We start from the raw sequence: 15,428 nt of genomic DNA on the forward strand, positions 1-15,428 counted from the left end.
CATGCCGCGGCGGCTGGCCGCCGCGGCATGCCGTTCAGAACTGATAACGCATGTTGACGCTGAAGTTGCGCGGCGCGCCCCAGGTGTATTGCACCCGGCCGAAGTCACGCATGCCGGACATGTATTTCTTGTCTAGCAGGTTGTTGACGTTGGCGCCGATCATCAACTGCTTGTTGACCTGATAGCGCGCCATCAGGTCCACCAGCCAGAACGAAGACTGTTCCAGCGGCCCCGCCACGGCCTTGCTCTGCCAGCGCGCAGCGGCGCCGACCGTGAGGTTCTGCAGCGCGCCCGGCATCCGGTAGCTGCTCGCCAGCTTGAATTGATACTTGGGAACCGTGTCCGAGGTGCTCAGGCTGCTGCTGTTCATGACGTAGCTGCCCTGCACCTGCCAGCCCGCGGCAAGCTCGCCGGACATCTCCAGTTCGTAGCCACGGCGCATGACGCCCGATACCGCCCGGTAAATGGCCTCGCCGTCCGGACGGACCTCGCCCGTTTCCTCCGCGGTATTGTCCGTCTTCATCCAGAAGCGCGCGATGCTGACGTTCAGGCGATTGTCGAAGAACTCGCCCTTGGCGCCCACCTCATACGTGATGCCCTCTTCGGGATCGATCGTGTTGCCCTGCTCGTCCCGCGCGTTCTGCGCGTTGAAGATGGAGGAGTAGCTGCCGTAGACGGACACATTTTTGGTCACGTCGACCACCAGACCGCCATAGGGGGTGATGACGCCGCGCTCCCTCAGATCGTTGTTGCTGTACGCATAGGGCGTGTCGTCGAACTGGTCGTAGTCGGTGATACGCACGCCGCCGATCAGCTTCACCGGATCGGCCAGGCTGAACAGGCCCGCGGCATACACGGAGCGGCGCTTGGAGCTGAAGTAGCTGTGGTTGTTCATCGGAACGGCATCGAGATCGATCTTGGGAATGGCTCCGCCGCCTTCCGAGTAGTCCAGTCCGAGGTTGGTGCGGCGAGCGTTGCCGCTATACGAGTCGGTGGTGGTGCGGTAAGAGTCCGCGCCAAAACGCAACTCGTGGGTACGGCCAAAAAGTTCGAAGGGCCCCTGCACTTCAAGCGCCACGCTGGTGTTGCGGTTGTCGTAGTCCCGGCTCCACGAGTAGTCCACCATTTCCGGCACCGCCGTGAACCATATGCCCAGCTTGCCGCGCGGGTTCTCGGTCCTGTCGTAACTGCCCTTGAGCGTCGCGACCCAGCCATTGGCGAACTTGTGCTGGAGGCTGGAGAACACCGTGTTCGACTCCTGTTCGTAGCCGGACCATGGAGCCCCCACGTTGAACGAACGGGGCTGCATGCCGAGGAATTCCCCCGAGGCGGTATACGCCTGGATCATGGACGTGCTGCCCGCGCCCCAAAACTCGCGGCGGCGATGGGTGAAGCCCACGTTGAACAGCGTGTTCGCCGTGATGTCCATATCGACGGTGGCGAACAGCGTCTGGCTGTTGGTCTTCACGTCGTCGATGAAGCTTCGGCCGTCGGTCGCCGCGGCGACCAGGCGCCCGCGTATCGATCCGCTCTCGTTGAGCGGCCCGCCCAGATCGACGTCGGCCCGGTAGTTGTCCCAGCTCGCCGCGGCCGCGCCGACGCTGGCCTGGAACTCGGCCGTCGGCCGCTTGCGAATCATGTTGACGATGCCGCCATACGATCCGTCGCCGGACATCAGCCCGGACGAGCCCTTGAGCACCTCGATGCGGTCTATGTCGACCATGTCGTTCAGCGAAAACTGCGTCTGCGAGTTCGCGAACCAGCCGTTCGCCTTCTGGCGCATGCCGTCGACCTGCATGTTCACCGCGGAGCCGCGCACCGTGAAGTTGAACGCATCGCCCTGGCGATCGACCGCCACGCCCGGCGTCTGCTGCAGCACGTCGGACAGCGTGTAGAGGTTGAAGTCGTCCATGCGCTGGCGCGTCATCACCGTGACGGACTGCGGCGTCTCCCGCAACGAAAGATCGAAGCCCGTCGCCGTGCGGCTGGGGCCCACGGCCGTGTAGGCGCCCGTGCCCTCGGTGGCCGGGTTGAACGAGCTGGTCACCTCGACTGGCGCAAGGGTGGTGGCTCCGCCCGCGCGCCGCAGATTGATGGTGTTTCCGTTGCGGGAATATTCGATGCCCGTGCCTTCGATGAGCCGGCGCAACGCCTCCTCGGGCGCCATCGTCCCGCTGATCGCCGGCGCCTGGATGCCGCGCACCAGGTCCGAGGTGTAGATGAATTGCAGCGACGTCTGCTGGCCGAGCTGCAGCAAGGCGTCGCCAAGCGAACGCTGTTGAATATCGATCGCTTTGGCCGTCTCCTGCGCGCGCACGGCGGCGGGAGCCGCCGTCAGCGTCAGCGCAAGAGCGACGGCCAGCGTGGAGAGCGTGGCGGTAACGGCATGGGACGCATGGCGCTTGTCATCCCGTCGGTGGGCCGAGAAAGGGGTCCGGTCGATCACAAATTTTCCTGGTTGCTATGTCAAGCGCGCGCGACGCCTCATCCCTTTGGCCAAAGGATCATGGCGGGGCCGCGGCGGTGACCGAAGCAGCCCCTACATTCAGTACGACGGACGGCCGGCGGAAAACCCTGAACGGATTTCCGGATTAATTTGTAACGGGAGCGATTCTCGTTTTCAGAAACGGCCGAAGAAGACGGCCGCGGGGGCGCTCAGCGCTGCAACGAAAGGTCCGCGCCGCCGTCGGGGCGGCGCTGCACGGTAATCGGCAGGCTGTTCTGGAGGGCCTGCAGAAAGGCTTCCCCGTCTTCGATGCCGAAAACGCCCGCCATGCGCAGGCGCTTGAGCTTGCTGTCGGCCAGATGAATCGGCCGGGACAGATAGCGGTTCATCTCCCGCACCATGTCTTCGAGCGGCTGATCCTGGAACACCACCTTGCCCTGCCGCCATGCGGTGACGGCCGACACGTCGCCCGTCTCGACCGACAAGGTCCGGTCGGCCTGCGAGCGCGCCATCATGCCGGCGGTCAGCATGGCGCGCTCCCGGTTCCACCAGCGTCCGGACGACACCTCGACGCTGCCGGACTGCACCGCCACCGCCACTCGCTCCTCGTCACGGCGTACGTTGAAGACCGTGCCCGTGACTCTGACGGATACGCTGCCCGCTTCCACGAAGAATGGACGCTCGGCATTTCCAGCCACCTCGAACGTGGCCTCGCCGCTGGCCAGTTCGACGCTGCGGCGCTTGGCGTAATAGCGCACGACGAGGTCGGTGGAAACGTTCATCTGGATGACGGAACCGTCGGGTTGCCTTTCGCTGCGCTGCTCGCCGCGCGCCGTGACATAGCGGGCCTCGTGCAGGGGCGTCTCGAGCATGTCGAGTATTCGCCCGTGTGTGAGCGCGCCGCCCACCACGGCAACGCCACAGACCGCGCTGGCGCCGATCAGCCACTGGCGGCGCGCATTGCGCCCGCGCGCCGACGCCGGCTCGGGCGCCTCCAGCAGTTCGCGCAAGTCGTCTTCGGGCAAGAGGCGGGTCGCCTGCCAGATCTCGTCGAGCGCGCGATACTCGCGCTCGTTGCCGGAATCGGCCCGGCGCCATTGCTCAAAGCGTTCCCGTTCGGCCGCCGTGAACTTGCCGGAATGCACTCTGGCAAACCAGTAAGCGGCCGCGTCGCGCACGGCGTCCGGGGAATGGGAGGGGGCTGTGGTCATGGCAAGCGGGAAAGCGGAAACCCTGATTCAGTGCGGCGCATGATTCTGCAACCTGTCCCGGAGATGCCGCACGGCCCGGATCATATATTTTTCGACCATGTTCACCGAGATGCCGAGTTTTTGCGCGATTTCTTCCTGGGAGTACCCTTCGAGCCGATGCCACAGGAAAACCTGCCGGCACTTGAGCGGCAGCTCCGCCAGCCCTGCTTTCAGCGAAGCCAATAACTGCGAGGTGCGCGCCGCGGCATCGGGATCGGTGAGCAGCGGATGCTCGCCTTCGTCCAGCTCGTGCAGCGGCACCAGTTCGAGCAGCTTGGACTGCCGATGCGTGTCGATCAGCCGATTATGCACGCTGCGATGCAGGTAGGCGCGCGGATTTACCAGCGCGCGCGTATCGGTTTCGAGCACCCGCACGATAGCATCATGCGTCGCATCCTCGGCGTCGTGGTAATTGCCGGTGCGCCGCGCCCATGCGCCGATCAGCTCGCCGTAATGGGCGAGCCAGCTTTTCTTGGACTCCGGGGAGCGGGACATCGGGAAATTTCAGGCAGGCATGCGCACCAAAGGCGGTATGTTAGCAATAATTCTCATTCGCGAGAAGGCCATGGACTTCGCGGTGGATTCGTATTGGAACGTGGTGCGACTTGTGCGAATCGGGGCCAGCGATGGCGACCTCGTTATCTTCGAGGTTTACCTGGCGAAGCGGGGACCGTCCGTGAAATGACGCAGACCGCAGGCTGGTGTACTTGGTGTTTGGACCCAGCAGGTCAAACGTCCGAATGACTGTCGCCCGAAATTCATTTTCTTTGCATCCATCCCCTGAACATCTTCGCCTAAACGTACCCAATGTGATTTTCACAAGAGCGGCTACGGCAGGCTGTAGTTCGACTAGTCATGAAGCAATGTGTAAACTTGTGACACTTATTTACACAGGGGTTGGGCATGGCTCTGTTCGGGAAGAAGTTTAGTGTCAACTCTTTGAAAGACGCTGTAGGTTCAGCAAAAGAAAAGCTAGAAGCCGGTGCCAGTTCATTAAAGGATGCTGCAAGTGCCCTGGGTGAAAAGGCTATGGACGTATCCGCCAATGCAATTAGCGCCGTGCGGGAATTCGACTACGAGGAAGCCCAGCGTAAATCCAAAGCGACCGCCATCGGATTGGCCAACAGCGCGAGGGACATGACTGATAAGGTTGTGGACACTGTTCGCGAGTTTGACTTTGACGACGCCAAAGACTCTGCCCGCAACTTTTCCAAGGAGTCCGCCAGCAAGCTCCAACAGTATTTTCGTGGCACATTCGAAGTAGACAAATCTACTTTCCAGATGGTCCAAGACATTCGTGGCCGCCTGCCTACGCCGGCGAAATCCATGGACGAAATTTACGATCAGTGCCGTAACGAAGCCGCGCGTCGTGCGATCGCCGCGTTTATGCTGGGCGACATCCTGGACCAACAAAGCCAAGCCAAATACGACAAGCTCACAGACAGCTACGATTTCTACCGTAAAGACCGCTATGAGCATATGGGTGATTATGGCGGCATGAAGCCTTCGAAGGATACGCCAGACGGCACGGTGTTCGCCAATGGCTACAACCCTGATGAGCCGTTGGTCTATGAGCGCGATAGGGGCAATACGGTGACTGTTGATCACGTCACATCCCGCAAAGAGATCTTTGCGGATACGCTGCTCAAGATTGGCCTGACCGATGAACAGTTCGGGGCCGTCGTGAATGATCCGGGCAACTTGAAATACATGCACCGCAGCATCAATAGCCAAAAGAATGATCAGGATGTCTACGAGTGGCTCGATCAGAACAGCCGCCCGCATCCGACGGACGAAGGCAAGCTCATTGTGACCATAAAAGGTAGCAAAACGGAGCACATCATCGACAAAAAGGCGGTTGACGATGCCTACGCGGAAAGCAAAGAAGTCATCCGTGCTGGCCAAATTCAAGCCATCAAGGAAATATCCACCACAGTGGCGCTGACCGGTGCGACCATGGCCGCCCAGCAAGTCGTAGGTTTAATTGTCGTTGAGACGATTGACGTGTTCATGGACGAACTAAAGCGCGTCAAGCTCGTCTCCGGCAACGGCCTTGTCAACGAGTTCACCGAGAGCAAAGAGCGGATTTCAGCGGCCTTGAGTCAGCGCTTTGAAGAGCGTCAGATTTGGGAGCGAGCCAAAGCGCTCGGCATTGAAGCCGGTGTTGCGGGCGCGCTGAGCGTGATCCCGCAGATATTGATCTCACTGATCCTGAAGATGCCGGCTTTTGTGTATGCCATTATCCGTGAGAGCACCCTTAGCGTTGTGCGTAGCGTCCGTGTCTTGCTCAGCAATGACCCCGACAAGCTTGCATCGCTCCAGGTCATCCTGTTGGGCACTGCATCGGCGATTGCCGGTGTTTACGTACAGCGCGTTATCAGCCAAGGTATCGCAAGCGTTCCTCTGCTCAACAAGTTCAACCCTCAGGTGTCGGGCATTCTATCCGGAATGATGATCACCGCTATTCCCTTGGCAGCCATCTATACTTTTGATCAAAACAAAAAGGCGTTGATACTGAAACTAAAGGGTTAGATGGGTTCCGGTTTATACCGTAGCGAAGCATGCGGAGAAAAACTCTTGACGCCCTTTTTCCGTAGGGCAACTTAATCCAGGCGAGCCGGGATGCCAACCACTGTTTTGTCAATGACTTTCAAAGAATGGATGCTGCGCCGAGGACTTTCGCCCTCCACCGCTGAAAAGTATGCTGGAGCCATTTCGGGGTCATTGACAGAGTGGGGGCTTGCTGCCGGAATCCTTCAAGGGCCACTTGATGCCATGGAGTCGCCCAGGGCTTGTGCGGAGGCTGCTTCAAAGCTGGCCAAACTCCCCGTCTTTGCCGAGCGGAATATGCGCGGGCATAACATGTATAGCAGCGCGCTGTCTAAATTTTCGAGCTATATCGAAGAAGTTTCTTCTTCTGACGCGCTCGGCTCAGATATCGAGGACGTTTTAAATGACCAGAAAATCGGGCTGACGGAGAAAGTTGAACTCATTAAGGCTCGCATCGGCCAAGGTGTATTCCGTCAGAAATTACTTCTGTACTGGACCCGTTGCGCAGTGACCGGCTACCAAGACCCTGGGATGTTGGTAGCATCACATATTAAACCTTGGAGCAAGTCTTCGAATGCCGAGAGGCTTGATCCATTCAACGGTCTGATCCTAGTGCCCAACTTGGATCGCGCTTTCGACAGAGGTCTTATTTCCTTCGAGAATAATGGGCGTCTCCTGATATCGCCTCTATTGGGCGATGCAGAAACTCTTGGTATCGTCGCAGGTAGCCGAATTGCACTTCAGACGCGACATCATCCCTTCATGGAATATCACCGCAAGCATGTCTACCGCGGTGCCTAACTAATATGTCAGGCTGACACCTGCGACGGACATGGCTTCGCCATGTTCATCTTTCATCTCGGTGCTGCTTACTTTGCACATCCCCAATTGACCGCACTGGGCCATAAGCAAGCCCAAACCAACCTCCCCCGGCCTCACAGCGCCTTGAAGGTCTTCAGATGGATGCTGGTCTCGGTGGCGGCGATGCCCTTGAGCGTGCGCAGGCGGTCCAGCACTTCGGAGAGCTGGTCGATGGTCGGGACGCGCAGCTCGGCCAGCAGGTCCCAGCGGCCATTGGTGTCGTGCAGGCCCGCCACGCTGGGCTCGCCCATCAGCAGGTTCACGATCTTGCGCGTTTCATGGCCTTCCACGGCGATGCTCATCCAGGCGACGATGTCCTCGGTCTCGGCTTCCGGGCGCAGGCGCACGGTATAGCCGAGGATGACGCCGCGCTCTTCCAGTTTCTGGATGCGGTTGTCGATGGTGCCGCGCGAGACGTCCAGTTTCTTCGCCAGTGTGGCGACGGACATGCGGGCGTCGGCGCGCAACAGGCCGAGCAGGTTCCGATCTAGCGTGTCCATTGTGAAAAGTGCTATTTATTGCTGTCAGAATGCCAGGATCTTAGCGTTTTGTGTGGATTGTTGTCACTAGGAATTGGTTTGCCCGTCGGCCAGAATTTCCTTTCCATAACTCGGGGAGAAATAAATGACGACGCTGCTTTCCACTTCCGATGTCGCGAAGATCGTGGCCCAGCAAGGTCCGGAACAGGTCTTTTCCAGTTTGCTGGATTATGTGCTGTCGGACTTTCTTCGATGGCAGGAATTCGACAAGAGCGCGCGGGTGGCCAGCCATTCCCGGACTGGCGTGATCGAACTGATGCCCACGGCCGACAGCGAGTTCTACAGCTTCAAGTACGTGAACGGCCATCCCGGCAATCCGCAGGCCGGGCTGTCCACCGTGATGGCTTTCGGCGCGCTGGCGCGGGTCGCGACGGGAGAGCCGCTGCTGATCAGCGAGCTGACGCTCACCACCGCGCTGCGCACGGCCGTGACGTCGGCGCTGGCGGCGCGCGCGCTGGCCAGGCCGGATTCGCGCACGATGGCGCTGATCGGCAACGGTGCGCAGAGCGAATTCCAGGCGCTCGCCTTCCACTACATCCTGGGCATCGATACGCTGCACGTCTATGACGTGGACGCAGGCGCCACACGCAAGCTTGAAAGCAATCTGGCTTCGGTGCCCGGCTTGCGCGTGGTGCGCTTCGGCAGCACGGCGGAGGCCGTCAAGGGCGCGGACATCGTCACCACGGTGACGGCCGACAAGGCCTACGCCACCATCCTGACCCCGGACATGGTCGAGCCCGGCATGCACGTCAATGCCGTGGGCGGCGACTGCCCGGGCAAGACCGAATTGCACGCGGACGTGTTGCGCGCGGGGTCGGTGTTCGTGGAATACGAACCGCAGACGCGCATCGAGGGCGATTTGCAGCAGATGCCGGCGGATTTCGCGGTGACGGAACTGTGGCGGGTGCTGACGGGCCAAAGCGAGGGCCGCCGGCGCGCCGGGGACGTGACCATCTTCGATTCGGTGGGCTTCGCGCTGGAGGACTTCTCGGCGCTGCGCTGGCTGCGCGACACCGCCATGCGGCACGGCATCGGCACCCGCATCGAGGTGGCGCCGCGGATGGCCGATCCGAAGAACCTGTTCGGCGTCGTGCCCGCGGCTCGGGCCGCCCAGCCCGCCCTGGCCCGCGGATAAGATTCCGGGCCGCTGGGCCGGACCGCGCAGTGCGCAGGCGGCGCAAGCGCCGGCCGGGAGGCCGCGCCTGCGCCGGGACGATCAGGCGCGGGGCGGCGTTTCAACCGGCGGCGTGCCGTCATGGAACAGCGATTTCAATTGTGTGCGCAGCTCCGGCGTATCCGCGTGCTTGTGCACCGTGGTCGCATGCTGCACGGCCGCTTCCAGCAGTTCGCCTTCGGAATCCGCCGCCAGGGCCACCGAGCAATTCATTTCGCTGGGGTATTCGCGGCAATCGATGTATTTGCGTGTCATGTGCGTCTCCTTGCGCGCGGGCCCGTTGGGGGTCCGTGCAATAGAGGATCCGACGCGCGGCGCGGGACGCCCTGGCCGGTGGCGCGTCGCACCGGCCGGGGCGATGGGAAAAGTATAGATCCGGGGGGCGCTCAGAAACTGACGCGCTGCTTCAGGGCCGCCGCGATCATGGCGATGTCGATGTCCTTGCCGGGATGCTTCAGGCAGAAGTCGTACAGCACCGCCACGTAGGCATTGCCCAGCAGCTTGGTGATGGTGCCGGCGGTGGTGGCGGCGATGGTGCCGCCCACCGCGCTGCCCGCGCCGGGGATGAACTTCAGCAGGCCGGATACGACCGAACGCCCGATCAGCGTGGCGGCGGACGCGCCCAGCGTGGAGGTCACCAGGGTGGTGATGGCGGCGGTGTCGAGTTCCATGCCGAAAGTGATGCCGATCTTGGCGATCATGCCGACCTGGATGGGCACCAGCGCAAAGGCGTCCGAGAACGGGATGGGGGCGGCGGCGGCCGACGCGGCCAGCCCGGCGGCCACGTTGACCTCTATCTCAGCCCGCTTTTTTTTTACTTCCAGCGCCTTCTTGTTGCGCGTGGACAGGGCGTTGGCGTACGCCCGCTGCTGCGCTTCCGGGATGTGCAGCGCCGTGACCTCGATGAGCTTGTCCAGGCCCATGGGCGGCAGTTCGGCGTCCAGTTCCTCGATCCATTCCGGCAGGGCGCGCACCGCCACCACCTGCTTGGCGCGCGGCAGCAGCTTGCGGGCCTCGTCGGCGAAGGCGCTGTTCTTGCGCGCCTTGGTCAGCACCGCCACTACCGGTATGCCGGCATCGGCCAGCATGCCGCACAGCTCGATCTCCGCGTCTTCCACGCGATGGCTGCTGTCCTGGATGCAGAGCCAGGCCACGTGCAGGTGCCTGTCCTGGTCGTCCGACGCGGAGCGTTCCCGGATCAGGTCCGCCAACTGCTGGCGCGAGCGCTCGTAGTCGCCGACTTCGAGGCCGCGGGTGTCGATGATGGTGAGCGGATGGCCGGGCCGGGTGAATTCCTGGGTGGACTGGGTGACGGGCTTGCCCGCGCCGGTCTTGGCCAGGTCGCCGCGGAACACGGCGTTGATCAGCGTGCTCTTGCCCACGCCGGTCTTGCCCGCGACCAGGATGTTCACGCGCCCCGCGCCGCGCGTCGCGGTGCCGATGGCGTCCGCGATCGCGTCCTGCAATTGGGGCGGGTCGTTGCGGGGTGGGCTCATGAGGTGTGTGCGTAGGAAGGCATGGAGACGATTCTAGCCAGAAAAGCGTGCCGCAAAGACCCGTCCCCGCGCGGTCTACGCCGCGCCGGGCGCGCCATAGAGATGGGCGGCACCGGGAAACGTCCGGGCCTTGACCTCGGCGGCATAGCCCTGCGCCGCCTGCTGGATGCGGTCGGCCAGGCCATCGTAGCGTTTCACGAAGCGCGCGGTGCGGTCGAACATGCCCAGCATGTCGTCCACCACCAGCACCTGGCCGTCGCATCTGGCCGACGCGCCGATGCCGATGGTGGGGCAGGCGACGGCCTCGGTGATCGACGCGGCCAGCGGCTCGACGACGCCCTCGATCACCAACGAGAACGCGCCGGCGTCGGCCACGGCGGCCGCATCGGCGGCGATGCGGGCGTATTCCGCCTCGCCCTTGCCGCGCGCGCCGTATCCGCCCAGGATGTTCACGGCCTGCGGGGTCAGCCCCACGTGGCCCATGACCGGGATGCCGCGGGCCGAGAGATAGGCGACGGTCGGCGCCATGCTTTGCCCGCCTTCCAGCTTGACCGCGCCCGCGCCGGTTTCCTTCATGACGCGCGCGGCCGAGCGGAAGGCCTGTTCGGGGCTTTCCTCGTAGCTGCCGAAGGGCATGTCCACGACGATCAGCGCGCGCCGCGAGCCGCGCACCACGGCGGCGCCGTGCGCGATCATCATGTCCAGCGTGACGGGCACCGTGGACGGCAGGCCGTAGATGGTCTGCGCCAGGCTGTCGCCCACGAGCAAGGCGTCGCAGTGCGGGTCCAGCAGTTCGGCCATGCGCGCCGTGTAGGCGGTCAGCATCACCAGCGGCTCCTGGCGCTTGCGGGCCCGGAACGCGGGGACGCTGATCCGGGGCGTGCTGGCGGCTGCCGCGGCGGCGGCCAGGGTGGCGGTCGTAGACATCGAATTCCTTTCTATCCAGGGGGTTCCAGGGCTTGCGCCGGGGCCGGGGCCCATGCCTTACCCGGCGCGCGGCCGTCGGGGCCGCGTTGCCGGTATCCGCATCGTAGCGGAATGCGCCGGCCTTTCAGGGCGCGAGCGTTAGCGTACGGGGGAATCGCCCAGGCTAATCTTTGCGGCAAAACGTAATCGGACGTAGTGAAGGCGCCGCGCCCGTGGGGCCGTCCGCTGATGCGGGCGGCCCGGTATGCCTGCATTGGCCGGCGCCCTGCCATGCACTATGGGCGCCGTCTTCCACGCCGCGCGCGGCGCGGTTCCGGATGCAATTCGGGGACGCGTCTTTCCCGGCCGCTAAAGCGTTACATCTCAATGGTTTCGCTCGCGTTTTGCGCTGGGCCGCCTGCGTAGAATTCGCCGCTCGTCAAGTTTTTTGCGGCATACGCGCAACATTGTCCATGCCTAGTTTCGGGCTCATTCCCCGCCTGCTGCGTTCGCGCCCGTTGACCAAGGGCCTGCGCTATTTCTATCGCTACACGCGGCCTCGGGCGTATCGGCACAATGAAACGCTGTGGCCTTTCGTGAAGCCGCGGCGCGATGCGGCCGGACGGCTGGCCGGCTGCGAACTGCGCGGCGTGCGCGGCCCGGCCACGACGCCGCTGGAGCAGTTGGCGCGTTCCATCCGCGGCGACGCGCACCTGATACTCAGCGGCCCCTCGGTGGCCCAGATCGATTACGCGCGCTGCCCGTTGGGCGTGGCGATGGGCGTCAACGGTTCCATCGCCTTGCGGCGGCAACAGCCTACGCTGCGTTTCGACTACTACGCGATGCTGGACGCCGGCTTCGTCAGGCGCCGCCGCGACCTCGTGGCGGAGGTGCTGGCGCAGGACCTGACGCTGTTCGTCACGCCCGAGGTCTACCGCTGGATCGCGTTCCTGTTCGACCGCCAGTCCGTGCGCTGCCGCATCGCCCTGTTCGAGGAAGTGCACCAGCGCGCCTTGCGGCCGCGGGCGCGCCCCGAAGAGCTGGAGGCCCAGTCGGCCGCGGGCCCCGGGCTGGTGCTGTTCGACGCCCGCCATCCCGTGCATGCGCACGGCTTCAGCCTGGACCCGCCGCGCGGCCTGTTCGGCGGCGGGACCGTCGCCTACACGGCCTTGCAGTTGCTGGCATGGCTGGGCGCAAAGACCGTCTATCTGCACGGCCTGGACCTGACGGCCGCCGCGGGGCCCCGATTCTATGAAAGCGCGGCTGCGCAATTGCCGACCGCGCTGGACCGGCAGTTCCCAGGACACATCGAGCCCGCGTTCCGGCGGGCCGGCAGGCTGCTCGCCGAGCGCGGGATCAAGGTCTACAACCTGTCTCCCGCCAGCCGGCTGGGCGGCGACGTGTTCGAGAAACGCCACTGGAGCTGCCTGCTGTCCCCGGCGGCGGCTCCGCAAACGCTAGTGAATGTGAACCCATGAAGATCCTGTACACCAATTTCCACCAAGGCGACGGCGGCGGCCACACCACTTACGTGATGTCGCTGGCGCGCATTCTCTGCCACAAGTCGGAAGTGGTCGTGGCCGCGCCGGCGAGCAGCCGCCTGCTGGCCGAGGCGCGCGCCCTGCCCGGCGTGCGCACGATCCCGCTGGAATTCAAGGGGCGGCCGCTGGAGCAGGTCCGCGCGCTGCGCCGGCTGCGCGCCCTGCTGCGCGACGAACGGTTCGACGTGGTGCACGTCAACGGCTCCGCGGATCACCGGCTGTGCATGCTGGCCACCATGGGGATGGGAGCGCGGCGCCCCTTCATCGTCTACACGCAGCATACGGACCGCAGCGCCAAGAGCCTGGGGGCGCGGGTGCGCGCCAAATGGGGCACCAACCGCGTCATTTGCGTATGCAGCCATACCTTTCGCCGCATGAAGCAGTCGGTGTTCCGCAACGAGGACCTGCGGGTGGTGCACAACGGCGTCGATACCGAGAAATGCCGCCCGCCCACGCAGCGCCAGGCGGCCCAGGCGCGGGACAGCCTGCTGCCCGACGGCATGCAGGGCCGGCTCGTCATCGGCAGCAACGCGGGCACCGCGGTCTACAAGAACTGGCTGGACATGGTCGCCGCCGTGGCGATGCTGCCGGCGCCGCAGCGCCGGCAGGTGGTGATCCTGATCGCCGGCAAGCTGCCGGACGCCGAACAGATGCGGCGCGTCGCCGAGCTGGGCATGTCCGACCAGGTGGTGTTCACCGGCCTGCTGGACGACGTGCGGCCGTTCCTGTCCGCGCTGGACGTGGGCTTCGTGCTGTCGTCGAAGCTGGAGACGATTTCGTTCGCCTGCCGCGAGATGATGGCCGCCGGCAAGCCGGTGATCGTCAGCGAGGTGGGCGGATTGACCGAGAACGTCACCGATGGCCGCGACGGCTGGGTGGTGCCTCCCGCCTCGGTCGACAGCGTGGTCCAGGCCTTGTCGCGGATCCTGGCGAACCGGGACGCCCTGGCCCGGATGGGCGAGGAGGCGCGCAGCACGGCGTTGAAGGATTTCTCGCTGGCGGCGTTCGTGGGCAAGACCGAGAACGTCTATCGCGAGGGGCGGACGCGGCAGCCGTACCGGCTGCCGCTGGCTTCCTGAACGCGGCGCCGGAGGGCGCTTCAGTAGTGGATCACCGTGCGGATCGACTTGCCGTCGTGCATCAGGTCGAAGGCCTCGTTGATGCGTTCCAGCGGCAGCGTGTGCGTCACGAACGGATCCAGGTCGATCTTGCCGCTCATGGCGTCTTCCACCATGCCCGGCAATTGCGTGCGGCCCTTGACGCCGCCGAAGGCCGACCCGCGCCAGACACGGCCCGTGACGAGCTGGAACGGACGGGTGCTGATCTCCTGGCCGGCGCCGGCCACGCCGATGATGATGCTCTCGCCCCAGCCCTTGTGGCAGCATTCCAGCGCGGCGCGCATCACGTGGACGTTGCCGATGCACTCGAACGAGAAATCCACGCCGCCGTCGGTCATTTCGACGATGACGTCCTGGATCGGCTTGTCGTGGTCCTTGGGGTTGACGCAGTCGGTGGCGCCCATGGCGCTGGCCAGCACGAATTTGTTGGGGTTGGTGTCCACGGCGATGATGCGGCCAGCCTTGGCCTGCACCGCGCCCTGGATCACGGCCAGGCCGATGCCGCCCAGGCCGAACACGGCGACGGTGTCGCCTTCCTTGACCTTGGCGGTGTTGTGCACGGCGCCCAGGCCCGTGGTGACGCCGCAGCCCAGCAGGCACACCTTTTCGTGCGGAGCGGCCGGGTTGATCTTGGCCAGCGAGATTTCGTTGACGACCGTGTACTCGCTGAACGTGGAGCAGCCCATGTAGTGGTACAGCGGCTTGCCCTGGTAGCTGAAGCGCGACGTGCCGTCGGGCATGACGCCCTTGCCCTGCGTGGCGCGGACCTTCTGGCACAGGTTGGTCTTGCCGGACAGGCAGAACTTGCATTCGCGGCATTCGGCCGTATAGAGCGGGATGACGTGGTCGCCCGGCTTCAGCGAGGCCACGCCTTCGCCGACTTCGACCACGACGCCGGCGCCTTCATGGCCCAGCACTGCCGGAAACAGGCCTTCCGGATCGTCGCCGCTCAGGGTGAAGGCGTCCGTGTGACAGACGCCGGTGTGGGTGATCTGCACCAGCACCTCGCCGCGCTGGGGGGGCGCGACGTCGATTTCAACGATTTCCAGCGGCTTGCCGGGTCCGAATGCGACTGCTGCGCGTGATTTCATAGCTTTGCTCCACGAATGTCAGGTGGCGTTACTTCAAATACGAACGGACGAGGCGCATCAGCAGGTCGATCTCCGCTTCGGGTTCGACCTTGGCCTCGCGCTGGCCGCCCTGGGCGGACTGCAGGAAGGTTTCCCGGAGATGGCTTTCCAGCACCTCGGCCATCAGGCCGGTGGCGGCGCCCCGCAAGGCGGCCAGTTGCTGCAGCAGCGCCCCGCACTCGGTGCCTTCGTTGACGGCCCGTTCCAGCGCCAGCGCCTGTCCCTGGATACGGCGCAGGCGAGTGACGACGCGTTTCTTTTCTTCCGGGGAATGGGGCACGGCGGGCTCCGATGAATACAGGGGGGGAGTATACGTAAAGCCGCCGCGCGCGTCCAGGCGCGCAACGGTCGGTCTGTACCTGTCTATACTTTATCCCCGGACTCCCCCGCAGCTCAACGGTATAAAACAGGACGACC

The 15,428-nt window shown here is 64.0% G+C and carries 14 protein-coding genes; 5 read left to right on the forward strand and 9 right to left on the reverse strand.

From position 1 onward, the window contains the following. Positions 1-34 precede the first annotated feature (34 nt). The 3 genes from WHX56_RS06230 to WHX56_RS06240 form a co-directional block, all read right to left on the reverse strand. Complete coding sequence (locus WHX56_RS06230; protein ID WP_338880757.1) at positions 35-2,446, reverse strand: TonB-dependent siderophore receptor; 2,412 nt, start codon at positions 2,444-2,446, stop codon at positions 35-37. Positions 2,447-2,655: 209 nt separating this feature from the next. After that, a complete protein-coding gene (locus tag WHX56_RS06235) occupies positions 2,656-3,657 on the reverse strand; it encodes a FecR family protein (RefSeq protein WP_338880758.1) in 1,002 nt (333 codons plus the stop codon). A 27-nt stretch (positions 3,658-3,684) separates the two neighbouring features. Continuing rightward, a complete protein-coding gene (locus WHX56_RS06240; protein WP_338880759.1) occupies positions 3,685-4,191 on the reverse strand; it encodes a sigma-70 family RNA polymerase sigma factor in 507 nt (168 codons plus the stop codon). A 408-nt stretch (positions 4,192-4,599) separates the two neighbouring features. Here WHX56_RS06240 and WHX56_RS06245 point away from each other — a divergent pair, with 408 nt between their 5' ends. Together WHX56_RS06245 and WHX56_RS06250 are read left to right on the forward strand one after the other, a co-directional pair. Further along, positions 4,600-6,228, forward strand: coding sequence for a hypothetical protein (locus WHX56_RS06245; RefSeq protein WP_129241360.1), 1,629 nt, complete (start codon positions 4,600-4,602; stop codon positions 6,226-6,228). 90 nt (positions 6,229-6,318) lie between these two features. Continuing rightward, the gene (locus WHX56_RS06250; RefSeq protein ID WP_338880761.1) at positions 6,319-7,047 is read left to right on the forward strand and encodes an HNH endonuclease; all 729 of its coding nucleotides are present in this window, start codon (positions 6,319-6,321) and stop codon (positions 7,045-7,047) included. Positions 7,048-7,181: 134 nt separating this feature from the next. Here the strand turns inward: WHX56_RS06250 and WHX56_RS06255 are convergent, their stop codons facing one another. Continuing rightward, positions 7,182-7,607, reverse strand: a complete 426-nt coding sequence (locus WHX56_RS06255) for an Lrp/AsnC family transcriptional regulator (RefSeq protein ID WP_338880762.1) — start codon at positions 7,605-7,607, stop codon at positions 7,182-7,184. 124 nt (positions 7,608-7,731) lie between these two features. Between WHX56_RS06255 and WHX56_RS06260 the strand changes: the two genes are divergently transcribed. Further along, a complete protein-coding gene (locus tag WHX56_RS06260) occupies positions 7,732-8,781 on the forward strand; it encodes an ornithine cyclodeaminase (RefSeq protein WP_338880763.1) in 1,050 nt (349 codons plus the stop codon). An 81-nt stretch (positions 8,782-8,862) separates the two neighbouring features. Here WHX56_RS06260 and WHX56_RS06265 read toward each other — a convergent pair whose 3' ends face one another. From WHX56_RS06265 to panB, 3 genes are all read right to left on the reverse strand, one after another. Then, positions 8,863-9,075, reverse strand: a complete 213-nt coding sequence (locus WHX56_RS06265) for a DUF1059 domain-containing protein (RefSeq protein WP_129241365.1) — start codon at positions 9,073-9,075, stop codon at positions 8,863-8,865. A 131-nt stretch (positions 9,076-9,206) separates the two neighbouring features. Further along, entirely contained in the window at positions 9,207-10,316 is a 1,110-nt protein-coding gene (locus WHX56_RS06270) for a YcjF family protein (RefSeq protein WP_338880764.1), read from the reverse strand. A gap of 75 nt (positions 10,317-10,391) precedes the next feature. Further along, on the reverse strand, positions 10,392-11,243 hold the full coding sequence (gene panB, locus WHX56_RS06275; protein ID WP_338880765.1) for a 3-methyl-2-oxobutanoate hydroxymethyltransferase: 852 nt from the start codon (positions 11,241-11,243) through the stop codon (positions 10,392-10,394). A 452-nt stretch (positions 11,244-11,695) separates the two neighbouring features. Here panB and WHX56_RS06280 point away from each other — a divergent pair, with 452 nt between their 5' ends. Further along, a complete protein-coding gene (locus tag WHX56_RS06280) occupies positions 11,696-12,700 on the forward strand; it encodes a hypothetical protein (RefSeq protein WP_338880766.1) in 1,005 nt (334 codons plus the stop codon). Beyond that, positions 12,697-13,842: a glycosyltransferase family 4 protein gene (locus tag WHX56_RS06285; protein WP_338880768.1), complete on the forward strand. Its 1,146-nt coding sequence runs from the start codon at positions 12,697-12,699 to the stop codon at positions 13,840-13,842. Before WHX56_RS06280 ends, WHX56_RS06285 begins: the two co-directional genes overlap by 4 nt. Before the next feature lie 20 nt (positions 13,843-13,862). On the opposite strand, the gene WHX56_RS06290 is transcribed toward WHX56_RS06285, so the two are convergent. Then, the gene (locus WHX56_RS06290; protein ID WP_129241370.1) at positions 13,863-14,972 is read right to left on the reverse strand and encodes an S-(hydroxymethyl)glutathione dehydrogenase/class III alcohol dehydrogenase; all 1,110 of its coding nucleotides are present in this window, start codon (positions 14,970-14,972) and stop codon (positions 13,863-13,865) included. Between the two features lie 28 nt (positions 14,973-15,000). Then, positions 15,001-15,291, reverse strand: a complete 291-nt coding sequence (locus WHX56_RS06295) for a metal-sensing transcriptional repressor (RefSeq protein WP_129241371.1) — start codon at positions 15,289-15,291, stop codon at positions 15,001-15,003. Between the last annotated feature and the right edge of the window lie 137 nt (positions 15,292-15,428).

It is taken from the genome of Achromobacter veterisilvae, from assembly GCF_037619525.1.
GTDB classification, from domain to species: Bacteria; Pseudomonadota; Gammaproteobacteria; order Burkholderiales; family Burkholderiaceae_B; genus Achromobacter; species Achromobacter veterisilvae.